Annotated in this window: 24 protein-coding genes; 13 read left to right on the forward strand and 11 right to left on the reverse strand. The window is 71.2% G+C overall.

All coding sequences use genetic code 11. The features are described 5' to 3' along the window. Positions 1 to 69: 69 nt before the first annotated feature. The 3 genes from ACZ63E_RS19215 to ACZ63E_RS19225 are packed head-to-tail and all read left to right on the forward strand — an operon-like array spanning position 70 to position 3,452. Positions 70 to 1,602 (forward strand): alpha/beta hydrolase, encoded by a 1,533-nt coding sequence (locus ACZ63E_RS19215; RefSeq protein ID WP_465337433.1) that lies wholly within the window; start codon positions 70 to 72, stop codon positions 1,600 to 1,602. A gap of 39 nt (positions 1,603 to 1,641) precedes the next feature. Beyond that, complete coding sequence (locus tag ACZ63E_RS19220) at positions 1,642 to 2,781, forward strand: sensor histidine kinase (RefSeq protein ID WP_465337434.1); 1,140 nt, start codon at positions 1,642 to 1,644, stop codon at positions 2,779 to 2,781. Then, positions 2,778 to 3,452 carry a response regulator gene (locus ACZ63E_RS19225; protein ID WP_465337436.1) on the forward strand — a complete coding sequence of 225 codons (675 nt, stop codon included), beginning with the start codon at positions 2,778 to 2,780 and terminating at the stop codon, positions 3,450 to 3,452. Before ACZ63E_RS19220 ends, ACZ63E_RS19225 begins: the two co-directional genes overlap by 4 nt. Positions 3,453 to 3,458: 6 nt before the next feature. Here the strand turns inward: ACZ63E_RS19225 and ACZ63E_RS19230 are convergent, their stop codons facing one another. After that, complete coding sequence (locus tag ACZ63E_RS19230; protein WP_465337437.1) at positions 3,459 to 4,307, reverse strand: SCO6745 family protein; 849 nt, start codon at positions 4,305 to 4,307, stop codon at positions 3,459 to 3,461. Positions 4,308 to 4,606: 299 nt separating this feature from the next. On the opposite strand from ACZ63E_RS19230, the gene ACZ63E_RS19235 reads away from it, so the two are divergent. Next, a complete protein-coding gene (locus ACZ63E_RS19235; protein ID WP_465337438.1) occupies positions 4,607 to 5,242 on the forward strand; it encodes a hypothetical protein in 636 nt (211 codons plus the stop codon). Beyond that, positions 5,185 to 5,526 carry a hypothetical protein gene (locus ACZ63E_RS19240; protein WP_465337439.1) on the forward strand — a complete coding sequence of 114 codons (342 nt, stop codon included), beginning with the start codon at positions 5,185 to 5,187 and terminating at the stop codon, positions 5,524 to 5,526. The genes ACZ63E_RS19235 and ACZ63E_RS19240 overlap by 58 nt, the downstream gene beginning before the upstream one ends. 6 nt (positions 5,527 to 5,532) lie before the next feature. On the opposite strand, the gene ACZ63E_RS19245 is transcribed toward ACZ63E_RS19240, so the two are convergent. Further along, positions 5,533 to 7,260 carry an arabinofuranosyltransferase AftB family protein gene (locus ACZ63E_RS19245; RefSeq protein ID WP_465337440.1) on the reverse strand — a complete coding sequence of 576 codons (1,728 nt, stop codon included), beginning with the start codon at positions 7,258 to 7,260 and terminating at the stop codon, positions 5,533 to 5,535. A gap of 173 nt (positions 7,261 to 7,433) precedes the next feature. On the opposite strand from ACZ63E_RS19245, the gene ACZ63E_RS19250 reads away from it, so the two are divergent. Next, positions 7,434 to 8,123: a response regulator gene (locus ACZ63E_RS19250; RefSeq protein WP_465337441.1), complete on the forward strand. Its 690-nt coding sequence runs from the start codon at positions 7,434 to 7,436 to the stop codon at positions 8,121 to 8,123. After that, a complete protein-coding gene (locus ACZ63E_RS19255; protein WP_465337442.1) occupies positions 8,120 to 9,592 on the forward strand; it encodes a sensor histidine kinase in 1,473 nt (490 codons plus the stop codon). The genes ACZ63E_RS19250 and ACZ63E_RS19255 overlap by 4 nt, the downstream gene beginning before the upstream one ends. Here the strand turns inward: ACZ63E_RS19255 and ACZ63E_RS19260 are convergent. The 3 genes from ACZ63E_RS19260 to ACZ63E_RS19270 all read right to left on the reverse strand — a co-directional run bounded on the left by ACZ63E_RS19260 (position 9,561) and on the right by ACZ63E_RS19270 (position 13,200). After that, on the reverse strand, positions 9,561 to 11,822 hold the full coding sequence (locus ACZ63E_RS19260; protein WP_465337443.1) for a protein kinase domain-containing protein: 2,262 nt from the start codon (positions 11,820 to 11,822) through the stop codon (positions 9,561 to 9,563). The two genes, ACZ63E_RS19255 and ACZ63E_RS19260, sit on opposite strands and share 32 nt — an antisense overlap. A 9-nt stretch (positions 11,823 to 11,831) precedes the next feature. Then, entirely contained in the window at positions 11,832 to 12,554 is a 723-nt protein-coding gene (locus ACZ63E_RS19265; RefSeq protein ID WP_465337444.1) for a hypothetical protein, read from the reverse strand. Between the two features lie 142 nt (positions 12,555 to 12,696). Continuing rightward, on the reverse strand, positions 12,697 to 13,200 hold the full coding sequence (locus ACZ63E_RS19270; RefSeq protein ID WP_465337445.1) for a MarR family winged helix-turn-helix transcriptional regulator: 504 nt from the start codon (positions 13,198 to 13,200) through the stop codon (positions 12,697 to 12,699). A 53-nt stretch (positions 13,201 to 13,253) separates the two neighbouring features. On the opposite strand from ACZ63E_RS19270, the gene ACZ63E_RS19275 reads away from it, so the two are divergent. The 3 genes from ACZ63E_RS19275 to ACZ63E_RS19285 all read left to right on the forward strand — a co-directional run bounded on the left by ACZ63E_RS19275 (position 13,254) and on the right by ACZ63E_RS19285 (position 15,911). Continuing rightward, positions 13,254 to 14,051, forward strand: a complete 798-nt coding sequence (locus ACZ63E_RS19275; protein ID WP_465337446.1) for a helix-turn-helix domain-containing protein — start codon at positions 13,254 to 13,256, stop codon at positions 14,049 to 14,051. 148 nt (positions 14,052 to 14,199) lie between these two features. Next, positions 14,200 to 15,138, forward strand: coding sequence for an NADP-dependent oxidoreductase (locus ACZ63E_RS19280; RefSeq protein WP_465337447.1), 939 nt, complete (start codon positions 14,200 to 14,202; stop codon positions 15,136 to 15,138). 68 nt (positions 15,139 to 15,206) lie between these two features. Beyond that, a complete protein-coding gene (locus tag ACZ63E_RS19285; protein ID WP_465337448.1) occupies positions 15,207 to 15,911 on the forward strand; it encodes a DUF899 family protein in 705 nt (234 codons plus the stop codon). Positions 15,912 to 15,971: 60 nt separating this feature from the next. Here ACZ63E_RS19285 and ACZ63E_RS19290 read toward each other — a convergent pair whose 3' ends face one another. Continuing rightward, on the reverse strand, positions 15,972 to 18,119 hold the full coding sequence (locus ACZ63E_RS19290) for a DUF6351 family protein (RefSeq protein WP_465337449.1): 2,148 nt from the start codon (positions 18,117 to 18,119) through the stop codon (positions 15,972 to 15,974). A gap of 130 nt (positions 18,120 to 18,249) precedes the next feature. Then, complete coding sequence (locus ACZ63E_RS19295; RefSeq protein ID WP_465337450.1) at positions 18,250 to 19,143, reverse strand: oxidoreductase; 894 nt, start codon at positions 19,141 to 19,143, stop codon at positions 18,250 to 18,252. 400 nt (positions 19,144 to 19,543) lie between these two features. On the opposite strand from ACZ63E_RS19295, the gene ACZ63E_RS19300 reads away from it, so the two are divergent. The 3 genes from ACZ63E_RS19300 (at position 19,544) to ACZ63E_RS19310 (ending at position 23,955) form a co-directional block, all read left to right on the forward strand. Beyond that, entirely contained in the window at positions 19,544 to 22,252 is a 2,709-nt protein-coding gene (locus ACZ63E_RS19300) for a glycosyl hydrolase family 95 catalytic domain-containing protein (protein ID WP_465337452.1), read from the forward strand. A gap of 42 nt (positions 22,253 to 22,294) precedes the next feature. Further along, positions 22,295 to 22,450, forward strand: a complete 156-nt coding sequence (locus ACZ63E_RS19305) for a hypothetical protein (RefSeq protein WP_465337453.1) — start codon at positions 22,295 to 22,297, stop codon at positions 22,448 to 22,450. Between the two features lie 290 nt (positions 22,451 to 22,740). Further along, complete coding sequence (locus ACZ63E_RS19310; protein WP_465337454.1) at positions 22,741 to 23,955, forward strand: cytochrome P450; 1,215 nt, start codon at positions 22,741 to 22,743, stop codon at positions 23,953 to 23,955. Positions 23,956 to 24,002: 47 nt separating this feature from the next. Here ACZ63E_RS19310 and ACZ63E_RS19315 read toward each other — a convergent pair whose 3' ends face one another. Genes ACZ63E_RS19315 through ACZ63E_RS19330 form a run of 4 tightly spaced genes read right to left on the reverse strand, consistent with a single transcriptional unit; the run spans position 24,003 to position 26,632 of the window. Next, positions 24,003 to 25,262, reverse strand: coding sequence for a cytochrome P450 (locus tag ACZ63E_RS19315; protein WP_465337455.1), 1,260 nt, complete (start codon positions 25,260 to 25,262; stop codon positions 24,003 to 24,005). Beyond that, a complete protein-coding gene (locus ACZ63E_RS19320; protein ID WP_465337456.1) occupies positions 25,259 to 25,867 on the reverse strand; it encodes a GTP-binding protein in 609 nt (202 codons plus the stop codon). Before ACZ63E_RS19320 ends, ACZ63E_RS19315 begins: the two co-directional genes overlap by 4 nt. Next, positions 25,848 to 26,216 carry a DUF742 domain-containing protein gene (locus ACZ63E_RS19325; protein WP_465310802.1) on the reverse strand — a complete coding sequence of 123 codons (369 nt, stop codon included), beginning with the start codon at positions 26,214 to 26,216 and terminating at the stop codon, positions 25,848 to 25,850. The genes ACZ63E_RS19320 and ACZ63E_RS19325 overlap by 20 nt, the downstream gene beginning before the upstream one ends. Beyond that, positions 26,213 to 26,632, reverse strand: coding sequence for a roadblock/LC7 domain-containing protein (locus tag ACZ63E_RS19330; RefSeq protein ID WP_247049526.1), 420 nt, complete (start codon positions 26,630 to 26,632; stop codon positions 26,213 to 26,215). Before ACZ63E_RS19330 ends, ACZ63E_RS19325 begins: the two co-directional genes overlap by 4 nt. Positions 26,633 to 26,674 lie beyond the last annotated feature (42 nt).

A 26,674-nucleotide genomic window follows, 5' to 3' on the forward strand; every position in this document is an offset into this window, starting at 1 on the left:
TTCGTCGCCGTCACCGCGGACGGCGGGCCGCCAAAGGCCCGCCGCCGCGGCAACGGAGGGGCGAGCACCATGAGGAAAACCCGGTTGGCCGCGGCCTTGGCGGTCACCACGCTGACCGTTTTCGGCGTGGCCGCATGTGACAGCGCGGACGACGAAGACACCCCGGCGGCCGCGTCGCTGGCGTGGGGTACGTGCCCGGCGGCCGCGCCGGGCACCCCCCGGGACCCACGGCTCACCTGCGCAAAGCTGAAGGTCCCGCTGGACTACGGCCGCCCGGACGGCACCTCCGTCGAGGTCGTGATCTCCCGGCTGGCCGCCGCCGATCCCGCGAAGCGGCACGGCGTCCTGCTGCTGAACCCCGGCGGTCCGGCGCTGCCCGGCCTCGACACACCCGGCGCGATGGCGCCGACGCTGCCGAAGTCCGTCTTGGACGGCTACGACCTGATCGGCTTCGACCCGCGCGGTGTCGGCACCAGCACCCCGCAGACCTGCGGCCTCGAAAACCCGGGCGTCGCGGCCCTCTTCCCCTACCCCGCGGCCGACGGCTCGATCGACGCGAACGTCCAGGCCGCCCGCGCCACGGCCGCGAAGTGCGCCGCCAAGGCCGGGGACAACCTGCGGTACTTCACCACAGCCAATACCGCCCGCGACCTCGACCGGGTCCGGGAAGCGCTCGGTGAAGCCAAGATCTCGTACTGGGGCCAGTCCTACGGCACCTACCTCGGGACCGTCTACAGCTCGCTGTTCCCGGACCACACCGACCGCGTGGTCCTGGAGGGCAACGTCGACCCCGCGCACGTCTGGGCCGGCGAGGCCCGGAGCTGGGGCAAGGGCATGGCCGAGCGGTTCCCCGACGCGGCCGCCGTCGCCGCCGGGCAGAACGCCACCCTCGGGCTCGGCGCCACCGCCGACGAAGTCACCCGGACCTACCTCGCGCTCGCCGACCGGCTCGACCGGCGACCGGCGCAGGTCCCGGGCACGCCGCAGGCGTTGAGCGGGGCGATGCTGCGCGGCCTCACCTACGCGCTGCTGATCCACAACAACACCGTGCCGGTGCTCGCGCAGGTGTGGAAGGCCGCCGCGGACCTCGCCGACGGCCACCTCACCGAAGCCGACGGCAAGGTCGTCCAGCAGGTGTTCGCCGACACCCCGCCGACGCCGGGGGTTCCCGCGGACAACCAGGCGACCATGTTCCTGGCCCTCACCTGCGGTGACGCCGAATGGTCCCACGACGTCGGCAGTTACGCCCGGGCCACCGCCGCCGACCGCAGGACCTGGCCGCTGACCGCGGGCATGCCGGCGAACATCTGGCCCTGCGCGTTCTGGCCGCAGCCGGTCGAGAAGCCGGTGGCCGTGCCGGACCAGGGTGCGCGGAACACGCTGATCCTGCAGAACCGCCGTGACCACGCCACGCCGTGGGACTCGGCCGTCGGACTGCGCCACGCGCTGGGGAACCGGGCCGTCCTGGTCGGGGTCGACAACGGCGGGCACTACGTCTATCACGAGGGTTCTTCCTGCGCCGACCAGGCGACCGTCGAATTCCTCGACAGCGGCCGGTTGCCGGAGAAGGACCTCGACTGCACCGACGTCACGCGGCAGTAGCCGCCCCGGGGAGCGCCCGGCGTCGCTAGGCTGCCCGCCATGCCGACGCTGGGACGTCTCCGGAACCGCTGGGCGCGCGTGACTCCGGGGGTCCGGGACGGCGCACTCGCCGCGGCCTGCACCGCGGCCGCGTTCGTGCCGGGCCTGGCGATGCTCGGCGCCCAGTTCGGCGACCTGCCGCGGCACGACGGCGGTTTCCCGGCGGTCCTGCTGGTGCTCGGGCAGACGCTCCCGCTGGCGGTGCGCAGCCGGTGGCCCGCGACGACCTTGCCGATCATCGCGACGTCGTTCGCGGCGCACGAAGTGCTTGCCTACTCCCCCACGATCGCCAGCCTCGCGCTGTACTTCGCGCTCTATTCGGCCGGGGCGCGCGAAGAACGGTTCCGCCGCGTGTTGCCCGCGGCGGTGTCCGCCGGGTACGCGGTCTTCGCGGTGCTGGTCGTCTTGCGGGGATCACCGTCGGACCTGCTGACCTTCCTCGTCTACTACGCGGTGCTGGTCCTGTTCTGGTCGCTGGGCGCCCTGGTGCGGCAACGCCGGCGGCAGGAGGCCGAACGGCGGCGGCTCACCGCCCGGGCCGCGGCGGCCGACGAGCGGGCGCGGCTCGCCCGCGAGCTGCACGACGTCGTCACGCACCACGTCACGGCCATGGTCGTCCAGGCCGACGCCGCGCAGTACCTCCCGCCCGAGCGCTTCCCCGAGGTGTTCACGACCATCACCGGCTCCGGCCGCGACGCGCTCACCGAACTGCGGTTCCTGCTCGGCGTCCTCGAAGCGACCGGCGCGCGGACGCCGGGCCTGGGCGCGCTGCGCGGGCTCGTCGAGCAGCCGGGCCGGGTCGTCGAGCTGGTCGAATCCGGTGAGCGCACGGCATTGCCGGCGGAGACCGAGCTCACGGCGTACCGGATCGTGCAGGAAGCGCTGACCAACGCGGCCAAGTACGCGGCCGGGCGGCCCGCGAAGGTGAGCGTCGGCTACGGCGCGGACCTCCTCGAAATCGAGGTCACCACCCAAGGTCCGGCAACCGAGGCCGGCGCGCTCGGCTCCGGCGGGCGCGGGCTGACCGGGCTGCGCGACCGCGTCGACGCGCTCGGCGGCCGGTTCACCGCCGGGCCGTCGGCGGACGGGTTCCGCGTGCACGCCGAGTTCCCGACGACGCTCCTGGAGAGCGTCCGATGACCGGCCCTCGGACCCGGGTGCTGATCTGCGAGGACCAGGAGCTGATCCGCGCCGGGTACGTGGCGGTGCTCGGCGCCCAGCCGGACTTCGAAGTCGTGGGCCAGGCCGCGAACGGCCGCGAAGCCCTCGCCCAGGTCGAACGGCTCCGCCCGGACGTCGTGGTGATGGACATCCAGATGCCGTTCCTCGACGGGATCGAGGTGACCCGCCGGGTTGCCGGCCCCGACGCGGTGACCCCGGCGAAGGTTCTGGTCGTCACGACGTTCAACGTCGGCCAGTACGTCTACGACGCGCTGCGGGCCGGGGCGAGCGGGTTCCTGCTCAAGGACGCGCCGCTGGACGAGCTGGCGCAAGGGGTACGCACGGTCGCGCGTGGCGAGTCGCTGCTCTCCCCCGCGGTGACCCGGACGCTGATCGGCCGGTACGCCGACCGGATCCAGCCGCCCGCGCCCGCGGAAGGTCCCCTGGACCGGCTCGCGCCCCGGGAGCTGGAGGTGCTGCGGCTGATCGCGGGCGGCCTGTCGAACGCCGAGATCGCGGCCGAGCTGGTGCTGAGCGTCGAGACGGTGAAGACGTATGTCTCGCGGATCCTCACCAAGCTCGACCTGCGGGACCGGGTCCAGGCCGTGGTGCTGGCCTACCGGAGCGGGCTGGTCAGCGCCGCGGGCTGAGCGCCGCTACTGCCGCGCGAGCGCCCAGGGCATCAGCTTCGTGGCGAGCGCCCGGCTGTACGGGCGGACCAGGGTCTGCAGTTCGGCGCAGGCGGACTCGCCGATGTGGGCGTAGGGAGTCACGCTGTTCTCGTCGGTCGCCTTCTCGAGCTCCGCTCGCCGGGCCTCGCCGGCCGGCGTGAACGTCGGGGCGGCGTCGTCGGTGAGCCAGCCCCGCTCGCGGAGGCCGGTCACGGCCCGGTTCCAGTCGTCCTCGGACCACGACCGGGAGGTCCGCAGGGTCTCGGCGGGGACGGCGCCGGACGCGGCGTGGGTGACGAGGGCTTCGATGCCCCGCAGACCCGCCGTCAGCAGCGCCGCGACGTGGGCGTCGCCGCGGTACTCCCGCAGCAGTGTCTGCGCGTGCCACAGGACCAGGTGGGGCTCAGTGGGCCACGGCAGGGCGGCGTGGGCGGCGAAAAGCGGCCGCCCGACAACGTCATCGACGACCGACTCGGCGGCCTCCCGCAGGAGCTCGGCGGCCCGGCCCATCTCGGGCGAGGTGATCGCCTCGCCGAGGATGCCGCGCAGGGCCTGGTCGGCCGCGGCGTGCCGCGCGGCGAGGACGGCGGCCGGGTCGGTGACCGACCAGGCGGTGGTGATCGACTCCCGGACGAGGACCGGGTTGAAGTTGAAGAAGGTCGCGACCACGACCGGCGCCGGGACCGCCCCGAGCGCGGCCGACCTCGACGCGAAGTACCCGGCGCGGCCGGTGAGACCGAGTGCCTCGTACGCGGCCGCCGCTTCCGGGGCGAAGTAGATCATCCCGTGGTAGGGCTCGAGGAATCGCCAGGTCCGGCGCGCCGTTTCGATCACGCGGGCAACATACCATCCGGTCGGTACGGCGAGCGGGTCTCGGTTTCGCCGGGCAGCGGATTCTCGCGGCTGATCGAGCGGCGGGGGTTGCTCCGCGATCGGCGGACGACGGCGGCGACGAAGTGCCGAAGCCGGCGCAGGTCCGGGGAAATGCGGTGAGCCACGCCGCGGGAGTGTGATCGAATACCGTCGTGATCAGGAACTGGGTTCGGCGGCATCGAGAGAACAAGACGGCAGGGGCGCCCCTCCGGGCCCGTCGTCACGCGACGCTCGAAGCGCCGCAACCAGGCGATGTGCGGGTGTCCGCGTCGGTCGGCCCGTCCGGCGAAGTCGTCGCGCTGTGGTCCGCGGCCGACGACCTCTCGGCATTGGCGCCGAGGACGACAACTCCGGCCGGAGCGTCGTTCCCCGGCGCCCAGGCCGCACGCCCGGTGGCGACACGAGTCACCACGCACACCCCGAAGATGGCCGTCACCGCACGGATTCCGGCCCTGCCCGCGGCCTATCCCTCCGTACAGCCCCTGCCCGACGGCCAGGTGCTGGTCGTCGGCGCCCGGTGCACGTGGCGGCCCGAAGGACCGGACCGCAACGCGATCGTGTTCGACGCCGACGGCGAGGTGCTGCTCGAGCAGACCCTCGGTGACGGCATCGCGCACGTGCAGACGACTCGCCGAGGCGAGACCTGGGTGGGCTACTTCGACGAAGGAATCTTCGGCAACTTCGGCTGGGGAGATACGGAGGGCCCGCCGCCACTGGGCGCCGCCGGGCTGACCCGGTTCTCCCCGGAGCTGACCCCCAGCTGGTCATACCCCGCCCGGGACGAGGACACCTGGGCGGCATCAGCGACTGCTACGCGCTCAACGTCGACGAAGACACCGTGTGGACCTGCTACTACACCGACTTCCCCGTCGTCCGGATCCACCAGGGCGCCGTGACGGGCTGGCACAACGAGGTCCGCGGCGCCAAGGCGCTCGACGTCGGCGGATCCCGCGTCGTGTTGTACGGCGGCTACGCGCCCGATCGGCACCGGCTCGTTGTCGGCACCCTGGCCGACGACCGGCTCGAGGTGACGGGCGAGTACCAGCTCGTCCAGCCCGACGGCCGGCCGCTGCCGCCCGCGACGCAGGTCGTCGGGAGAGGTGCCGACCTGCACATCCTCACCGACAACGCCTGGCTGCGGCTCGCCGTCGACGACCTCCCCGGCGAACCGGCGCCCTGACCCCGTTCACGGTCCGCAGAACTTTCGCTCGGCTTCGAAGGGGTCCGGGGGAACGACCACCTGGGTCCGGTGCCAGGCGCCGGTCAGGTTCTCCCAGAAACGCTTGAGCGTCAACGGTTCCCGGGTCGACCGCCGGATCTCCGCGAGGTCGCCGCAGCCGAGCGCGTGCCGCGCGGCGGCCACCTGGTCCGGGGTGACGGCACCGGGCACGGCGAAGTTTCCCGAAGGGTGCAGCGGTGCTTCGGGAGCGGCGTAGTCGGCGAGCAGCCAGGCGTTGCCGAGCGGTTTCGAGTGGCCCGGTTTTCCCGTCGGGAACGCGAACCGGGCGCCGATCGGGTTGGCGAGGCCCCAGAAGTCGGCGATCCCGACGTCGGCAGGCGCGAGCATCCCGGCCGTGCCGAGGTACACGCCGACGACCATGACGTCGGCCGTCACTCCGGCGCGGAGGGGCGTGACGAGGATTTCGTTGCCCGGGCCGAGCCCGTGGTAGATCAGGGACCGCCGCCCCGACCCGGCTTCGGCCGTCACGACGTCCTTGAGCGCCTGGAGCTTCCGGACGTAATTCGCCGAGCCGGCGGGATTCGCATTCCCGGTCCACGCGACGTAGTACGCGCGCTCGTCGTCGATTCCGCTCGCGGAGCCGCCGGAATACCGGAGCAAACCCGCGCTGCAGGACGCCCACACCGCCACGACCATCACGGCCGCACCGGTGGTTTTCGACCGCGGCACCACAAGAACCGGCAGCAAAACGAGAAACAGGGCCGGTAAGGCTATGCGCGCGTGCATGTAGTCGCCGCCGACTTTCACCACATAGGCCAGGTGCAACACGCCCGCCACCACCGGCGCGAACACCACCACCGGATCGGCCCGCGTGCCAAAGCGATACAGCAGCACGGCAACCACGATCAGCGGCAGCCACAAGAGGTAGGGACCTGCGAAGTCTGCGACGTAGGCGAACCCGCGGGTCCACATAGACTCGCCCGCGTTCTTCGTGAGCGCGGGCATCGGCACGAGAATGCCGTAGAAACCCATCCGGAAGATCTCGTAGGCGACCGGCAGCGCGGCCGCGGCTCCGGCGGCGCCCAGCGTCAAGCGCCGGCCGGACCGGACGGTCACCCAGACCGCGGCGAGGAACACCGCGGACACGAGGGCCTGGTCCGGTCGCACCAGCGGACCGAGCCCGATCGTGAAAGCCGCGAACAGGACCGTCTTCGCCGACACCTTCGTGCGCAGGCGGACGAGAAGCCACCAGCACGCCGCCAGCCAGAACGTGGTGAGCCCGGTCTCCAGGCCGGACGTCGCGTACTCCCAGACCGGCCGCAGACCCAGCAGCACCAGGACGCCGCAGGGCAGCACCACGGCGGCGCGGCCTCGGCTGTGCAGCCGGGAGGTGGCGTCGACCGCGAGGCCGAACCCGGCCGTGGTGAGCACCAGCCCGAGGACCCACGAGAGCGTCGAGGTGTCCGGCTGTCCGAAGAGGAATCCGGCCAGCACGAGCAGCCACTGCCACAGCGCGCTGGTCGACGTCTCCGCGCGCTCGCCGAGGGAGTAGACCGGCCCGTTTCCCGCGAGGATCTGCTCCACCGCGCGGGTGAAGATCAGCGCGTCGTCGCAGATCCAGCGGGTCGAGTACCCCAGCACCGCGATGAGCGACGCCGCGGCCACCACGGTCCAGCGGGTTCTCCTCACCGTTACGTCGGGGGTGGTGTCGAATCGGTCGAGCAGGATGGTCATTCGCCGGGCCCTCCAAGGAATCTCTCGGAGCCCAAGCTAGGAACGGATCATGCGCGCAGGCCCGTCCTTCTGTCACAAGACCGCACGACTCCGCGACAGGTCCGCACGGATCCACCGGGCACCCGCCCCCGCGGCCTTAGGATCGGGCCGGACTTGATCTCTGGAGGGGGCCCATGCCACGACTCCTGCTCGTCGAGGACGACCGGGCGTTGGCCGAAGCGCTCACGCTGGCGCTCGAGGCGCTGGGGCACGACGTCGTCGTCGCGCCGACCGGCGAACGAGCGCTGGAAGCGGTGTTCACCGACCGGCTCGACCTCGACTTCGTCCTGCTCGACGTCATGCTGCCCGGCCTGGACGGCTTCGACGTCTGCCGCCGGATCCGCGCCAAGAGCCGGCTCCCGCTGATCCTGCTCACCGCGCGGGGCGACCCGATCGACGTCGTCGCCGGGCTGGAGTGCGGCGCCGACGACTACGTGGTCAAACCCGTCGAGCCGCGGGTGATCGACGCGCGGATCAAGGCCGTCGGCCGCCGCGCCGTCACCGCTCCCGGGTCCCCGGCGGGCCTGCTGCGCGTCGGGAAGCTGGAGATCGACGCCGGGGCGATGAGCGTGACCCGCGAGGGCGCCGAACTGGCGCTCACCGCCACCGAGATCCGGCTGCTCGTCGAGTTCGCCGGGCACCCGAACCAGGTCCTGAGCCGGCAGGCGCTGCTGAAACGCGTGTGGGACTACGGGTACGTCGGCGACTCGCGCATCGTCGACGCGGCGGTCGCGCGGCTGCGGGCCAAGATCGAGGACGATCCGGCGAACCCGGTGCTGCTGCGGACCGTGCGCGGGCTCGGCTACCGGCTGGTGACCCCGTGAAGCGGCCGGCTTTCGGGCTCCGGGCGAGGGTGACGGCGGCGGTTGTGCTGGTGACGACGCTGGCGACCGCGGCGATGGCCTTCGCGGCGACGCAGCTGCAGAAGGACGACGCGGTCGGCGGTTTCACCTTCGCCGCGGAGTCGTCGTTCGGCGCGATGTTCGAGCAGACGTGGCGTGGGCTCGAACAGGCGATGGCGGGCAACGGCACGGTCGACGACTTCGCCCGGCTGATGGACGGCAGGACAACGGACTGGTCGCTCTTCACCAAGCGGCCCGAAGGCACGGCCGAAATGGTGACCTACGGTTCGCACGACCTTGTGTGGGTGGCAAAACCGCTGCCGTTCCGCGTTGCCGACCGGGAAGCGGTCGTGGCGTCCGTCGCCGACCGGGTCCTGGTGCGCACGGCCAAGACGGCGGACCTGCTGACCGCGACCACGGTCGACCCGGTGAGCGGCCGGAAGCTCCTGGTGGTCAGCGGGAACTTCGTCAAGTACTGGGTGGTGCAGGTCTTCGACCTCTCCCCGCTCGAGGTGAGCCTGGCCGGCCGGTCGCGGAAGCTGGTGTCCGTCGCGCTCGGCGTGGCCGCGCTCGGGGTGGTCGCCGCGGTCTTCTCCGCCTGGCACATCCAGCGTCCGGTCCGCCGGGTCGCCTCCGCCGCCCGCGAACTGGGCGACGGCACCCTCGACGTGCGCGTCCCGGTCCGGGGCCGGGACGAGCTCGCCGACCTCGCCGCGTCGTTCAACACCATGGCCCGGCGCGTCGGCGAGTCGATCGGCGCCCTGCGGGCCAAGGACCGGCAGCAACAGCGGTTCGTCGCCGACGTCGCCCACGACCTGCGGACCCCGGTCGCCGCGCTGGTCGCCACCGCCGACACCCTCGACCACACGAACCCCGAGACCCGGACGCGGGCGGCGCGGCTGCTGCGCACCCAGGCCCTGCGGCTGGCCAACCTCGTCGAGGACCTGATGGAGATCTCCCGCTTCGACGCCGGCTCCACGGACTTCCGTCCCGAGCTGCTCGACCTGCGGCCGCTCGTCGACGACGCGATCGAGGTCAGCGTGCCGGACGCGGCGGTCGAGGTCACGAGCCGGGGCGACACGACCGTGGAAGCCGACCCGCGCCGCGTCCACACCATCGTGCGCAACCTGCTGGTGAACGCCGTCCGCCACGGGCGGACCCCGGTCGCCGTGGTCATCGACGGCACGGCCGGCGACGTCACGATCACAGTGTCCGACTCCGGCCCGGGCATCCCCGCGGACCTGCTCCCGATCGTGTTCGACCGGTTCGTCCGCGGCGACCACGCCCGCCAGGAGACCGAAGGCAGCGGGCTGGGGCTGTCCATCGCCCGGGAGAACGCCCTCGTCCACGGCGGCGACCTCACCGGCCACAACGAGGGCGGCGCCGTCTTCACCCTGACCCTCCCCCGACGCGGCGCGGTCAGTGCGGGCGGGACAGATCCCCGGGCTTGAAGGCCTTCACCGTGTCGGTGACGGGCCGGTCGAGCTCCGCCTTGTGCTCGGCCGGGTAGACCCAGCGCAGCCCGGCCGTCGAGCCGGCGCCGATGGACGCGGTCTCGTAGAAGATCCTGCCGTCACCCTGGTAGCCGGAGACGGTGTAGCCGCCACTGGTGGCCGTCCGGAAGGTCACCCGGCCGCCGTCGCCCTCCACCGAGGCGACCAGCTGGGCCAGCTGGTCCGCGGGGCTGCGGCCGCCCGAGTTGGTGCCCCACACCGTCAGCGTCGCGCCGAGGCCAGCCTGGGTGAACCGCATCCCCTCGCCGTTCTCCGGGACCCACGACGACGCCGTGTAGCCCGGCGGCACCTGGGTGGTGAACCCGAAGCGGGCGTTCGTGTACGTCGTCCCGGCACCGGGCTGCGCCGACGTCGACGCCGCCGCCGTCGAGGAAGCGGCCGGGGCCGTCCGGCCCAGTATCGTCAGGAACTTCGGCTGCAGGAGGTCGTCCAGTTCGCCGTAGGGCAACGTCACCGGTTCGTTCCCGGCCGCCGTGGCGCAGCCGAGGTCGTACCAGAGGATCTCGAACTCGGCGCCGGTCGCGGTGAACCCGAACGTCGCGCCCGGCACGTGGTCACCGCCGCCGGGCCGCTCGGCGGCGTCCATGCTGACCTGCCGTTCCGGATCGCCGACCACCGTGGGCACGGTGCAGAACCCGTTCTTCGTGTGCGGCGTCAGCCGCCGGGTCAGCGTCCGCATCCCGGCGGCTGTCAGGATCTCCGGCCGGAACACGTCCTGCGGGCCCAGCACCTTCCCCGTGGCGAGGTCGACGGAGAACGCCTCGGGAAACCGCCAGGTGGTGTGCCCCAGCACGTCGGAGTCGAGATCGTGGTCGTACCGCACGGAGAGCAGGCCCGGCGTCTGCAGCAGCACCCGCGCGGACGAGCGCAGGCCGGCCGTTTCGCCCTCCTCCCGGAACCGCTCCAGCGTGCTCGGGTCGGCGACCGCGTCCCGCACCGTCTTCAGCCGCTGGTCGACCGGCGCCCGCAGCGCGTCGTTGATCCGCTGCCGGAGCGCGGCGTCCGAGCCGCCGGACACCTGCGGGTACTGGAGCTCGTGACTGACCGGCAGTGCCGGGTCGCGCCCGGACAGGGTCTGCATGGCGACCGTCAGCGCGGCCGGCGGCGGGGCGGGCGGGTCGTCCCCGCGCGGGAAGATCACCAGCCCGCCGGCGACCAGCCCGCCGAGGACCGCGACGGCGATGGCGATCTTGCCGGCCACCGCCGCGGTCACCCCCGTCCCGGTGCCCGCCGTCACGCCGGCCCCGGCGCCGGCCGCCGCGACCGGGGCGGCGGCCGTGCCGGCTCCGGTGAGGAGCGCCAGCGGGGTGAGCGCCGTCAGCGCCGCGGCCGAAGTGGCCAGCCGCTTCCAGCCGCGCTTCTCCCAGTGCTTCCCGTAGGCCTTGCGGGCCACGGTTTCCAGCTCGGTGACGAAGGCGGCCGCCGTCGCCGGCCGCCACGCCGGGTCCTTCGCCATGCCCCGCGCGATCAGCGGGCGCAGCGCCTCGGGCACCGCGTCCAGCGGCACCGGCGCTCCGCCGTGCAGGGCGCGCAGCTGCTCACTCGTGTCCGCTTCGAACGGCTTGTGCCCGGTGACGCACTGGTAGAACACACACGTGGCCGCGTAGACGTCGGTGGCGGGCAGGCCGGGCCGGCCGGCCCACTGCTCCGGCGCCATGTAGGCCGGGGACCCGGCGGTCAGTCCGTTGTGTCCGTCCAAAGTGGCCAGTCCGAAGTCGACCAGCTTGGACTCGCCTTCCCGCGACACCAGGACGTTGCCCGGCTTGTAGTCCCGGTGGACGACCCCGACCGCGTGCGCGTCGGCCAGGCCGAGCAGTGAGCCCTTGAGGATCGCCAGCGCCGCCTCGGGCGCCAGGACGTTCTCCGCCACCAGCAAGGCGCGCAGCGACACCCCGGGCACCGCCTCCATGACCAGCGCGGCGCCCTGCGGGGTCTCGGCGAAGTCGAAGAGCCGGACCACGTGGGGGCTCCGCACGCCGGAGAGCAGCCACGCCTCCCGCCGGAACCCGTCCGCGATCCGCGGGTCGGCGAGGAACTCCGCGCGCAGGTACTTGATCGCCACCATCTTCCCGGACGCCTCGTGCTTGGCCAGCACGACCCGCCCGAACCCGCCGGTGCCGAGCACGTCCACCTCGGCGTACCCGGGCACCTGCCAAGTGTCGGTCATGCCCGCCGCCTACTTCTCGACCGGGTACGCCAGGGCCACGCCGTCGTCACCGGCGCCGATGCCCGCGTACTTGCTCACCAGTGTCGGGACGACACCGACGTCGTCGACAGCCCGGTCCTGGCCCGTCTTGGCGTCCGGCACGATCGGGCGGCCCGGTGCGCAGATGACGACGGACTGCTCGTCGTAGTAACAGTTTCCGTCCGAGGTGGGAAGGTACGGCCGGCCGCTGCCGTAGTCGGTGTGGGTGACCACGACCAGGGCCGGGCCGGCGGGGGTCACGACGACCTGCCAGACCTTGGCGCCCTTCTCCGGGATGAGGACCGGGACGGCGGCGACGGCGAGCTCGTCCCCGACCGCCGGCGAGCGCGGTCCGGTGGTGTTGACGAACGGCCCACTCAGGTTGTCCGGGTCACCCGGCTGGCGTCCGAAAGGGACAGTCCACTTCTTTTGCCCCGTAGGCACATCCACCGCGTTGAGCGCGGCGAGGCTGACGATGTGGTTGCCCGCGACGTTGGTGCGCAAGGCGCCCGCGGGGAGCCCGACAGGAGCGCCCTCGTCGAACGACATCGGCGGATCGGCGGTTTTCGCTTCGGGCGCGGCGGCCGCTGTCGGCGGCTGTGCGGCAGGCGCCGATCCGCTCGGCGCCGAGGCCGGGCCGCCGTCGCTTCCGCCGCAGCCGGCGGCCGTGAGCACGGCACCCAGGCAGGCGAGGATGACCAGAGTTCGCCGCATGTGCCTTACCTTCCCCCGTGTTCCCCTGCTCCGATCGGAGCCACAGCAGGACGGTAGCGGACCGTGGCCCACCCGCGTGGCAATTCACGCAAAGGTGTCACTATTGCCTGGTCGCGGCACCGCGGTCACCGGCTGAGGGCCGTCACCCTGCGTTCGGACGGCGGCGGGGCGCGGCCGAGCGAGGGGGTGTCGAGCGCATGTGGTCCCGCACCGGCGCCAGCAGCCCGGCGAGGGTGACGACGTCGTGGTGGGACAACGGCTCGAAAAGCAGGCCGCCGACCACCTCGACGTGCCCGGGCAGCACCTCGGCGAGCCGCTCGCGGCCGGCGTCGGTGATCGTGACCGTGGTGCTCCGCTCGTCGTCCGGCGACGGCGCGCGCACCACCAGGCCCGCCTTCTCGAGCAGGCCCGCCTGGTAGGTCAGGCCGCTGCGGCTGTAGACCACGCCGTCGGCCAGGTCGGTCATCCGGTGGCTGCCCGTCGGCGAGTCGCCGAGCCGGGCCAGCAGCTGGAACTGCACGTAGCTGAGCTCGCCGGCCTCGCGCAGCTGCTGCTCGACCGCGTGCCGGAGCAGGCTGGTCACCTCGATCAGGTCGAAGTAGGCGCCGAGCTGCACGGGGTCGAGCGAGGGTCGGGCGTCGGACATGACCGCAGCCTACTGCTTTGAATTCGAAGGGGTCCCTGCTGCAGACTGGCGCCATGTCGTTGTCCGACGTGGGCGCCGCGGTCCGCTGGTTGCGTGAACACGCCGAGCCCACCGCCGGCGGGCCGCGGCGGCGGACCCGGGGACTGCGCCGGGAAGAGCTCGCCGAGCTGGCCGGGGTCTCCGCGGACTACATCCGGCGGGTGGAGCAGGGACGGCGTCACCCTTCGGCCGGCGTGGTGTCCGCCATCGCCCGCGCGTTGCGGATCGGGCGGGCGGACTACGAGCGGCTCTGCGCGCTCGCCGGTTACGCCGCGGTCGACGGGCAGGTGCCGCGCGAAGCCGGGGCGGCGGCGATCCGGCTGCTGGAGCGGTTCGACGGCACCCCCGCGTTCCTCACCGACGCGGCGTGGAACGTCATCGCTGTCAACCGTGCATGGCTGGCACTGGGCGGCGGCGCGGCGACCGGGTCCACCCGGGACTGGAACGTCGCGTGGCGCACGTTCCGCAACGCCCGCGGGGAGATCGAGCGCACCGAGCAGGACCAGGCCGGGTTCCAGGCCGTGCTCGCCGCCCGGCTCCGCGACACGCACCTGCGTCACCCGGCCGACGCGGCGCTCGGCGAGCTCGTCGACGAGCTGCGGACCGCGTACGAGAACCGGGCGGTGTTCCGGCATCCCGACGGCGGTGCCATCACGCTCGACGGCGCGCTGCTCGACGTGCCCGGCGACAACCTGATGGCCGTGGTCCTCACCCCGGCGCCGGACTCGGCCGACGCGGCCCGGCTCGGCGACGTCGTCCGCGCCGCCGGCGGCCCGGCCGTGGTCAAGGTGGGCCAAACCGGCCCAGGCTGACCCGGCTCGCGGCCACGATCCTGAGTCCCGTGTGGATCAAGGCACCTTCGTGACCGGCCTCACTTGCTTCGAATTCGAAGCAGCAGTACCGTGACCTCAGTTGCTTCGAATTCGAAGCAAACCGGCCCGAGCAGAGATGAGAACTCCGATGAAGGCAGTGCGTTTCCACGACTACGGCGCCCCCGACGTCCTGCGCTACGAGGACGTCGAGCAGCCGGTCCCCGGAGCCGGGCAGGTCCGGATCCGCGTCGCCGCGACGTCGTTCAACTCCGTGGACGGCAACATCCGCGGCGGTTTCATGCGTGAGCCCATCCCGGTCCAGCTGCCCCACACCCCCGGCATCGACGTCGCCGGCACGGTCGACGCGCTCGGCGAAGGGGTCGACGGCCTCCGGCTCGGCGACCCGGTCATCGGCTTCCTGCCGATGGACGGCACCGGCGCGGCGGCCGAGTACGTGCTCGCGCCGGCCGAGGTCCTGACGCCCGCACCCGGGAGCGTCCCGCTGGCCGACGCGGCCGCGCTGCCGGTGGTCGGGCTGACGGCGCGGCAGGCCCTGTTCGACCACGGAAACCTTCAGCCCGGGCAGCGGGTGCTGGTCAACGGCGCCGGTGGCGCGGTCGGCGGGTACGCCGTGCAGCTGGCCAAGGGCGCCGGGGCCCACGTGATCGCCACGGCGAGCCCGCGCAGCGGGGACGCGGTCAAGTCGGCCGGCGCCGACGAAGTGGTCGACCACACGACCACCGGCGTCACCGCGGCGGTGACCGAGCCGGTCGACCTCGTGCTCAACCTGGCGCCGGTCGACCCGGCGGAGCTGGCCGCGCTGGTCACGCTGGTCCGATCGGGCGGCGCCGTGGTGAACACGACGGTGTGGATGCCCGCTCCCGCCGACGAGGCACGCGACGTGCGCGGCATCAACCTGTTCGTCCGCAGCGACGCCGGGCAGCTGGCCGAGCTGGTGGCCATGGTCGACCGCGGCGAGCTGCGCGTCGACGTCGCCGAGCGGGTGCCGCTGGCCGAGCTGCCGGCCCTGCACGCACGGGCCGCCGAGGGCGCGGTGCACGGCAAGGTCGTCGTCGTTCCGGCCTGACCGGAAATACGCTCGGAGGGTGTTGCGCGCGTTCGGCGGGAACTGCGTGGTTCTGCCTAGGATGAACCATGGCAATCGCGAAACCACCCATCGTGCCGGCCGCGGAATGGGCCGAGGCGCAGAGCTCGCTGGCAAAGCAGGAGAAGGAAGTCGCGGCCGCGGTGCAGACCTTGATCGCGGCCCGCAAACGGATGCCGATGGTCCGCGTCGAACAGGACTATTCGTTCGAAGGGCCCGACGGCGAGATTTCCCTCGCCGGGCTTTTCGAGGGTCGCAGCCAGTTGATCCTGTACCGGTTCTTCTTCGAAGAAGGCGTGGCCGGCTGGCCGGAAGCGGGGTGCTCCGGCTGTTCTTCGTGGGTCGACGGGGTCGCCGACCTGAGCCTCCTGCACGCCAGGGACATCACGTTCGCGATGGCGTCACCGGCGCCGCAGAGCAACCTGCGGACCTACGCCGAACGCATGGGCTGGACCGACATTCCCTGGTACACGATCCGCACGGAGTCCTTCACCCGCGACTTCGGGTCGACGGAATGGTTCGCCCTGAACATGTTCCTGCGCGACGGGGACGACATCTACCGCACCTACTACCTGAACAACGGGCCGATGGTGAGCCAGATCGGCAGCATCGCCAGCCTGTACTCGCTGACGCCGTACGGCGGCCAGGTGGAGGGCGAAGACGTCCCCGAAGGGTGGCCGCAGGAGGACTTCGCCTACTGGCTCCGCCCCCACGACGAGTTCCACGAGCCCGCACCGGTGGCTCGAGAGCAGTAGCACCGGTGCCGCCGATCCGATGCGGACCTCATCGGATCGGCGGCCGACGCGGTCACCGGCTCACCGCGGCCTGGTCGGCGGGGTGGTGCCGGTCCGTTCGTCGCCGTAGCTCAGCCAGGTTCCGAGCGGGGCGCGCTGCCCGACGCCCGGGCGGCCGTAGTCGCACACCCCGTCGGGGAACGTCGCCCGCAGCCGCTTCCAGTCCGCCGCGCTGAACGGGACCGGGTAGTCGCGGGGGTTCAGCGGCTTCAGCCGGCACTTCAGCACGTCGAGCGCCAAGCTCTCCCCGGCCACCATCCGGGTGTTGGCCGCCACCGGGTACTGCGCTCCGCACCGGCCGCTCGCCGGGTACGTCAGCTTCTCGGTGATCCGCGACGCGGGCGAGAGGTAGCAGCCGTCACCGAGGTCGCCCGGCCGGTTCGCCAGCACCTTCTGCTGACGGCTCCGGTGCGAACCGTCGGCGTCGATCGCGGTCAGCCAGCGGTCCATCGCGTCGAGCTCGTAGCCACTCGCGGCCGCCGCTTCGGCCGCGGTGGCGTGGTTTTCGATGATGACCTGGTTGCCCGCGGTGCCGTTGGCGCGCAGCAGCCGTTGCCGCATCACGTAGGACCACTCGGTGGTGTGGATGTCGTTGCCGAACCCGGCGAGGTCGAGGTCGGTCCGCTGGTCGATGATCGGTGTCTCCCGCAGACCCTGCGACGCCGAGTTCACGATGTCGTCGGCGTACACCGTGTTGAGCGCCTTCGGATCGGCCGCGATCCGCTGCGGCACGGGCTTTCCGGTGTAGTCGAGGCCGCCGATGCCCGCGTTGAGGTCGGCGAACTGCGCCGCGGTGATCGTCCCGGCCTTCAGCGCGGCCAAGCCGTACTGCACCCCGGTGCTGTCGAGCGGGCTGCGCACGAACCCGGTCCTCGGGTCCCGGCCGATCTGGTTGACCAGCTGCTCGGCGGAGCTGCACTTCACGCCGCGCGGGTTGGTGACCGGGTCCCACCGCACCGCGACCGGGATGGCCGCGTTGCAGCTGCCGGTCGCGGTGGCGCGGCTGGCGAAGGTCTGGGTCCAGGAGACGCACGTGTCGTAGCTGGCGAAGCCCGCGACGGCCTGCTTCTGCGCCGCGGTGAACGACGCGCCCGGCCCGGCGAAGTACTGCTCCAGCAGCCGGCAGTCCGACACCGGGCCCGCCGTGCTCAACGGGTCCGGGAACGAGACGCCGGGGATGATGCCGTCGACGATGCCGGGGTAGTTCTCCGCGATGTCGTACTGCTGGATCGCCCCGCCCGAGCCGCCCCAGCCGATGGTGTGGGCGACCGGGCCGTAGGTCTCGACGAAGTGCTCCTTGACCATCATCGCCGCTTCGGCCGAGATGATCGGGCTGCAGTTGTTGTCGAGCACGTTCAGGGTCGACGACGCGACCGCGTACCCCTGGGCCAGGAAGAGGTCGTTGACCACGCCGCCGGTCGAGGTGCCCTGGTGGTACCCCGCGTTGCAGCCGCCGCCGAAGGTGTAGACCAGCTTCCCGTTCCAGGCGGCGTCCGGCGCGACGGGCGACGGCGTGCCGTCGTAGAGCGCCGCCATTTCGTAGACGGCGCGGTCGATCGTGCCGCGCTCGACGCGGACCACGTACGGCACCGCGTGCCCGCCGACCGTGGCCGTCGCGAGGTCCGCGGGCCGGCTCGCCGGGTCGGCCAGCGGCGCGAACACGCCGGCGGTGTTCTTGTACTGGTAGCTGACCTGGGTGGGCGCGCTGCACAGCGGCTGCGTCGCCGGGGGCAGGCCGAACGCCTGGGTCTCGCAGTAGAACGGGTGCTGCTGGGCGCCGGAGAAGACGGGCCCGGTGCTCGGGTGGTTGGTGACCCGCAGGCTCGCCCGCTGATCCCGGCCGGGCCCGCTCGTCCTCGCGCTCACGTCGTTGACGCCGTTGCGCAGGCCGGTCACCAGCCCGAGCAGGCTGCCGTCCGGCTGGGCGCGGAAGCTCGCGGTGACGTCGTGGCCGTTCTCGCTGACGCTGACCCGCGTCCGCTCCGGTGCGACGACCTTGAGCAGGACCTGTCCCCCGCTGACGAGCGCGGGCCGCGGGTTCGACACCGTCTCGATCGTCAGCTGCCGCCCGGGTGGGGTGTCGGCCGGCGCGGGCGCGGCCCCCAGCAGGAGGACGGGCGCGGTCAGGCTGACCACCACGATGGATGAGCGCACAGCACGGTTGGCCACCGGAGACTCCGCTCGCTTCTGGCGTCGCGTCGTCGCGACACCGGGCAGCTGCCGGTATAGCACCTGCGGCCCGGCCGGAACAATCATCCGAGCCCGCGTCAGGTCGACACCAAGGTCGGTGGAACGCCTTTCACGGGAAGGAGTAGGCGACGTGCGTCAGCTCTTCGGACAGCTCCCACAGCCACCGTCCGGTGGCGGGATCGGTGGCGGCGGGCGGCATTTCCGCGACGTGCGGAGCGCCGCGCAGCTCGCCACGGCCGTCCGGCACGACGAAGTCGCCCGGCTTGGTCGCGGGGTTCGTCGCGGCGTCGAGGGACGGCCGGGCGGCGTCGGCCGGGCTCTGGCCCACGAATCGCTCGAGCACTATGGATGCCATGACCTGGAGGTACTTGGGCAGATGCTGCTGAAGTCCCGTGTTGCTGGTGCCGGGGTGCACGGCGACGGCGGTGATCCCGGTCCCGGCCGCCCGCCGCGCCAGTTCGAGGGTGAACACGACGTTCGCCAGCTTCGACTTCGTGTAGGCGGCCATCCCCGAGTAGGACGTCTTGCTCAGCGGGTCGTCCAGCGTCGCGCCCTTGTTCCGCGCGACCTTCGCGCTGACCGTCACGACCCGGGCCGTGGGTGCGGCCAGCAGGGCGGGCAGCAGCCGTCCGGTCAGCGCGAAGTGCCCGAGGTGGTTCGTCCCGAAGGTCAGCTCGAAGCCGTCCGCCGTCTCGCGGCGCTCCGGCACGGCCATCACCCCGGCGTTGCTGACCAGCAGGTCCAGCGGCCGCCCGGCGGCGAGCACCGCGGAGGCGGCGCTGTCGATCGAGGCCAGTGAGGCGAGGTCGAGGACCAGCCCCTCCACCTTGGCGGTGCCGACGGCCTCGCGAACGGTCTCGACGGCGCGGTCGACCCTGGTCTTCGAGCGGCCGGCGACGACCACTTCGGCACCGGCGTTGGCCAGCGCCAGGGCCGTCTCCAGGCCGATTCCGCCGGTGCTGCCGGTGACCAGGGCGCGTTTGCCGACTTGCGACGGGACCATGACAACTCCTTAGTGAACGTTCATTAAATACTGTGCGCCCAGGTAAGCACGGCTCGGCTCGCGTTGTCAAATGAACGTTCACTCAATAAGATCGGGAACCTGGCGCCCCGAGACCCGAGGCGAAGCGCCGCGCTCTCCTGGAGCCGCGCTGGCCGAGTTCTCTGAGAGCAACCGAAACTGCGAAACGATCGGCAGCGTGACAGGAACCAGCAGAACCTCTGTCAGACGCGCCCTGGCCAGCCAGGGCCACCTCAATGGTCTAAACATCGGTTCTTTACCGAACGCCACCCGTCTGGTACACCTAGTTTGCGGGAAAAATCCGCTATTCGTCATATCTCTGCGGTGATCTTGCGAGACCTTCCCCGCCGCCACGGGTCCACCTCACCTCGGAAGGTGCTCCATGAGGTCGATCAGCCTGCTTCCCGTCGTGGTGCTGCTGGGCGCCGCGCTCACCGTCGCCTCCCCGGCGCTGGCCGCCCCGGGGGACGCCGCCTTCTCCCCCGGCGCCGGGCGGCTCGACGTCGACTACGCCGGTTACCTGGCCAAGCACGACATCGTCTACAACCGGCCGAACACCAACCCGAACTACGGCCTGACCGTCGGCAACGGCCGCACCGGGGCGATGGCGTGGCAGCAGAACGGCCTGACCATGCAGGTGTCGAACGTCGACGCCTCGCAGCAGACCGCGTTCGGCGCCGGCCTGGTCAACCTCGCCACCACTCCGGCGATGGACTCCGGCTACAGCACCTACCAGCAGCGGCTGTCCCTCTACGACGGCACGCTGACCACGAAGTACGACAGCAACCGCACCGTCACCGTCATGGGCCAGCCCGGCTCCGAGGTCATGGGCATCCACGTCGACGACACCCGCGGCGGGGTGAGCGCGGTGACGCTGGAGCTGTCGCTCTGGGACGTCGCGAACCTCGGCAACAGCGGCGACGTCCCCGACATCACCACCTGGCGCCAGGTCTCGAGCTACGCCGACGCGTCGGGCGCCGGGATCAGCCGCGGCCAGACCGACCCGCAGAAGTTCGGCTACACGCTCGCCGCGACCGTCGAAGGCGCGAACTACAGCGCCTCGGTCGTGAACAACAGCCGGGTGCGGCTCACGATCACGCCGACCTCGAGCTACACCGTGTGGTTCACCGCGAGCACCCGGCTCAACGCCGCGGGCAACAACTCGGTCAACCAGGCCAAGAACGCGCTCAATGCAGTCAAGTCGACCGGTTACCAAAGCACCTACAACGCCTACCGGAACTGGTGGCACAGCTTCTGGGGCAAGTCTTTCGTCCAGTACGGCGGCCTCGGCGGCGACGCCGACTACCTCGAGAACGTCTACTACCTCTCGACGTACCTGATCGCCGCCGGCGGGTACGGCAACTACCCGTACCACTTCATCAACGGCGTCTTCCGCGCGACCGGCGACCAGACGAAGTGGAGCAACGCCTACTGGTACTGGAACCAGCGCGACGTCTACAACTCGTTCCTCGCCTCGAACCACACCGACTTGATGAACACCTTCAACAACCTCTACAGCCGCAACTACGCCGCACTGAAGTCTTATACGCAGACGCGTTATGGCGTGGACGGGTTGTGGGTGCCGGAAACCATGGGCTGGGACGGCAACGCCCGCGGCACGGTGAACAGCGACTACACGAAGAACATCCTGTCCACGGGGTACGAAGCCGCGTACAACATGTACCTGCAGTACCGGTACACCAACGACGACAACTACCTGCGAAACGTCGCGTACCCGTTCATCCGGGAGACCGCGAAGTTCTACTCCCGCATGCTTTCCGTCGACGGCAACGGGAAGTACTACATGGCGAACTCAAACGCCCACGAAACCTACTGGAACGTCCCGAACGCCATCACCGACCTCGCCGCCGTCCGCAGCATCTTCCCCATCGCCATCCAGGTTTCGCAGCAAATCGGCGCCGACGCGAACCTGCGTCCGGAATGGCAGCGCGTCCTCGACAACCTCGTCGCGTACCCGCAGCAGAACGGCGCCTACCAGCCGCACCAGCCGCCGCTTTCGCAGACGCGCAACGGCGAGAACGTCGCGTCGGAGCTGATCTGGCCGTACAACGTCACCGGCATCGGCGCCGGCGACTACCAGACCGCGCTGAACACGTGGAACGCGCGGCCGTTCCCCTACGGCAACGTCTGGGCGAACGACGCCGTGCAGGCCGCGCGGCTCGGCCTCGGCGACCAGACGTTCACCGGCATGAAGCGGATGCTGCAGCAGTACCAGAACTACCCCAACGGGTTCACCAGCAACACCAACGGCGTCTTCGAGTACCACGGCGTCAACCTTTCCGCGATGAACGAAGCCCTGCTGCAGTCCTACAACGACAAGATCCGCGTGTTCCCGGCGGCGCCGGCGAACTCGTCGTTCGTCGGCAAGTTCACGCTGCTGGCGAAGAACGGCTTCCTCGTCAGCTCCGAGCGCGAAGCGAACGAGACGAAGTACGTCGGCCTGCGCAGCCAGTGGGGTGCGACCGCCCACGTCGTCAACCCGTGGAGCGGCCAGCAGGTGCGCGTGCGGCGCGCGTCGGACAACACGATCGTGCTGACCACCACGGCTGCGGAGTTCGACGTCCCGACCACTGCCGGCACCACGTACATCGTCGAACGCACCGCAAAGCCGCTGACGTCGTACTCGACGACGCGGCTGACGGGCAGCCCGAACCAGGGCGCGAAGACACTGAGCGGGACGGCGTCCACCCTCGGCCTCAACACGGGCGGCGGCGGTCTGGTCAACGACACGGACGTGAGCTACGACAGCAACTGGTTCCCCACCACGAACCGCGGCTACGGCGACTACAACGACGACACCCATCACTCGACCACGGTCGGCGCGACGGCGACGTACACGTTCACCGGAACGGGGCTCCAGTACCTGTCGGAACGCAACGGCGACATGGGCACGGTCGACGTCTACCTGGACAACACGTTCCAGGCCACGGTCAACCTCCACGCCGACGGCGCCCGGCAGGTGCAGCAGGTGGTGTGGCAGAAGAGCGGGCTGGCGTCCGGGCAGCACACGGTCCGGATCGTCAACCGCAGCACGTCGGTCGGCATGATCGACGCCTTCCGCGTCACGTGACCGTTCCCATCTCGCTCGAACCAGCGCGGTCACCACTTCCGGATGCACGATCACGACGGCGCTGACCATGGCGCCGACCAGGACCACGCCGAGAACCACCAACCGCGCGAGGCGGTACAGGCGATCACCGGCAACGCGATCTGCCAGCACCAGCGCGATCCGGTCCGGCAGCTGCCCGGGCCGGGCAGCGTCGGATGAGCGGTTCGAAACGTTTGCCTGCGACAATCACGAAAAGCATGCGAGCGATCAGCACTCGAGAAGCACTCAGCCACGCTCGACGCCCAACGAGAGCGAGCAGTCCCAACTGTCCAATCAGGACTCGCCCGCGCCGTCCGTCCTCAAAGGACAGAGATACGAATCTTGTCACCGGGTGTGACCAATTCGCTTCCGCCCGGTGACCACCCGTACGCCGAACCGGCCATGACTCTTTCGCCATGGCAACTATCCCCGATAGCCTGCTGACACCCACCACCGCGCAAAGGAGCCTCGTGACTTCAGCAGGGCACGCACCGGACCTCCTGTCTCCGGAGTTCGCCGCCGATCCGTACACCGCTTACGACGCCATGCTCGAGCATTCGCCGGTGACCTGGCACGAAGGCATGCAGAGTTACGTCCTCTCGCGCTACGAGGACGTCTCCCGCGCCTTCAAGGACGGGGTCTTCACCACCGAGAACTACGGCTGGCAGCTGGAACCCGTCCACGGCCGGACGATCCTGCAGATGAGCGGCCGCGAGCACTCGACCCGCCGGGCGCTGGTGGCCCCGGCCTTCCGGGGCAGCGAGCTGGAGCACAAGTTCCGCCCGGTGATCGAACGGAACTCGGCGGAACTCATCAACGCCTTCCGCGGCCGCGGGTCGGCCGACCTCGTCAGCGACTACGCCCGGCACTTCCCGATCAACGTCATCGTCGACATGCTGGGCCTGGACCGCAGCGACCACGCGCGGTTCCAGCGCTGGTACATCGCGATCATCGCCTTCCTCGGCAACCTCAGCCAGGACGAAGAGGTCACCGCGGCCGGCCTGCGGACCCACGACGAGCTCGCCGAGTACATGATCCCGGTCATCCGGCACCGCCGCGAAAACCCCGGTGACGACCTGCTTTCGACGCTCTGCGCCACCGAGGTGGACGGCACCACCATGAGCGACGAGGACATCAAGGCCTTCTGCAGCCTGCTGCTCGCCGCCGGGGGCGAGACCACCGACAAGGCGATCGCCAGCCTGTTCCGGAACCTGCTCGCCCACCCCGACCAGCTCGAGGCCGTGCGCGCGGACCGTAGCCTGGTCCCGAAGGCCTTCGCCGAAACCCTGCGGCACACGCCGCCGGTGCACATGATCATGCGGCAGCCGGCCGAAGACATCGAGATCGACGGGCAGCGGATCCCGGCCGGCAGCACGGTGACCTGCCTCATCGGCGCCGCGAACCGTGACCCGCGGCGCTTCGCGAACCCCGGCGCGTTCGACATCTTCCGCACCGACCTGCCGACCGAAACCGCCTTCTCGGCGGCGGCGAGTCACCTGTCCTTCGCACTGGGCCGGCACTTCTGCGTCGGCGCGCTGCTGGCGAAGACCGAGATCGAGGTCGGCGTCAACCAGCTGCTCGACGCGATGCCGGACCTGCGGCTCGCCGACGGCGCGGAGGCGGCCGAGCAAGGTGTGTTCACCCGCGGACCGGCGTCACTGCCGGTCGTCTTCACCCCGGCGTAAGCGTCGACGCGCTCCGGTCCACCGGGATCGGCGGGCCGGAGCCGGTGTCACCAGCCGCCCGGGGCGGCGACGTGGACCGGGGTGAACACCACCGGCAGGCTCTCGAGCCCGCGCATCCACACCGAGGGCCGCCACACCAGATCCTCCGCCGGGATCGCCAGCTCCAGGTCCGGCAGGCGGTCCAGCAGCACCTCGACCGTGGTGCGCGCGATGACCTCCGCCACCTCCGGCGCCGGGTACGGGCAGCCGTGCTCACCGTGGCCGAACGACATGTGCGCGTGGTTGCCCAGGGCGCCCGCCGCCGCATCGGGACGCGCGTGCGGGTCGGCGTTGCCCGCGGCCAGACCCAGCACGACCAAGTCGCCCTGCCGAATGCGGACGCCGCTGAGCACCGTGTCCCGCGTCGCGAAGCGGCCGATGAAGTTCTGCGTGGGCGTGTCGTGCCAGAGCACCTCGTTGAGGGCCTGGCCGACGCTGCCCCTGCCCCCCGACAGCGTCATCGCGAACCGGCTGTCGGTCAGCATCAGGCGGATGGTGTTGCCGATCCAGTTCGCCGTCGGCTGCTGGGCCGCGGCCGTCACCACGAGCAGGTCCTGGACGACCTCGTCGTCGGTCAGGTTCGCCGGGTCCCGCATCATCGACGTCGGCACGTCCGCGCCCGGCTGCTGGTGCTTCACCGCCACCAGCCGCGCCATCGCCTCCTGCACCCGGACGTACGCGGGCAGCGCCTCGGGGCCGACGTCCAGCGACAGCGCGACGTCCCGCACCAGCGCGGGGGCCTCCGAGTCGGGCATGCCGTACATCTTCGCGACCGCGAGCAGCGGCGCCTGCTGGGCGAACTGCGCGATCAGGTCCGCTTCGCCGGTGCCGGCGAACGAGTCGACGAGCCGGTCCGCGATGCGCTCGCAGTGCGCGCTCAGGTCGAACTGGTCGACCGCCGACAACGCGTCGCCGATCGCGCCCGCCCGCCGCCGGTGTTCCGCGGCCTCGGTGAACATCACCGACGGGTTGTGCATGACGTAAGGCAGCAGCGGCCAGTCTTCGGGGACGTTCTCCCACTGGTTCCATCGGCGGCTGTCGCGGGCGAACAGCTGCGAGTCCTGGCACACCTGGTGGATCTCGCGGTAGCCGGTCAGCAGCCACGCGGGGACGTCGTTGTCGAGCAGGACCGGGACGACGCCGCCGTACTGCCGCCGGATCCGGGCGTACAGCGCGGCGGGATCCTTCTGGAACTCGGGTCCGTACAACCGGACCCGGTCCGCGGCGACCGTCTCCGTCGCCGGGGTGCTGGTCTGGAAACCGGTCACGATGCGCCCTCCCGGACTTTGGACAGCGTGTAGAGGTGGTCGACGAGCGAGATCAGCACCTGCTTGGCCGAGTCCCGGTCGCGGGCGTCGCAGTCGACGAGCGGCACCTCGCCGTCCAGGTCGAGCGCGGCGCGGACGTCGTCGAGGCTGTGCTTGGGCGGGCCGAAGTTGTTGCGGGCCACGATGAACGGCGTCCCGTGGTGTTCGAGCCGGTCGATCGCGTACCAGGATTCGGCCAGCCGCCGGGCGTCCACCAGGACGACCGCGCCGAGCGTGCCGGCGAAGAGGCTGTCCCAGAGGAACCAGAACCGTTCCTGGCCCGGGGCGCCGAACAGGTAGAGGATCAGCTGCTCGTCGAGGCTGATCCGGCCGAAGTCGAACGCCACCGTGGTGGTCGTCTTGGCCTGCACCCCCCGGGTGCTGTCGACGCCCACCCCGGCCTGGGTCATCGTCTCTTCGGTGCTCAGCGGCCGGATCTCGCTGACCGACCGGACCATCGTCGTCTTGCCGACGCCGAAGCCGCCGACGATGACGATCTTCAGTCCGTCGGACGCGGTGTCGGCCAGGGGCAGCCGTTCGTCTGTTTCAGAGATTGCGGAGTCCAACGAGCACCTTCTTGAGGAATTCCGAGTCGGAGGTCCGTCCCGCGGCCGGGGCCGTGGTTCGAGACGACGGATGTCGGGCGGACACCTTGCCCGTGGCCAGCAGGTCCGCGAGCAGGATCTTGACCACGCTCACCGGGAGGGACAGATCGGACGACAGCTCCACGACGGACGTCGGCTTCGCGGCGATCTCGAGGATCCGGACGTGCTCGGACTGCATGCCCGCCGACGGCAGCGACTCCCGGACGATCAGCGTGACGAGGTCGAGGTCGATGTCGTCCGCGCTGCTGCGCCCGCCCGTGACCGTGTAGAGCCGGTCCGGGTCTTCCCCGTCGAGCGCCGAACGGGTCACGAAGCCGGGTGGTCGGCCGCCGTGAAGCGCGGCGGGGCGGTGAAGACCGAGCCGATCTGTTCCACCAGCTCGTCCATGTTGTGGCCGATCAGGCCCACGTCGGCGTCTTCGGTGGCGATCACGGCCAGGTGCGAGCCGACCCCGGCCTCCACGATGAAGAGGATCCCGCCGTGGAACTCGGTCATCGAGTTCCGCACGCCGCCGGTGCCGTCGCCGAACTCGACGGACGCGCCGTGCGCCAGCGCCTGGACCCCGGCCGCGATCGCGGCCAGCTGGTCGGCGCGGTCGACGGTGAGGCCCTGCGTGTGGCAGAGCTTCAGGCCGTCACGCGACAGCACGAGAGCGTGACAGGCGCCGGCGGTGTTGCCGACGAGGTTTTCGAGGAGCCATTCGAGGCTCTTGTCCGAGTCAGTCATCGAATCCGGGGACCGGTCTGACGGGTCCCCTCGCTCCAATCT

This window comes from Amycolatopsis sp. NPDC104819 (assembly GCF_055583145.1).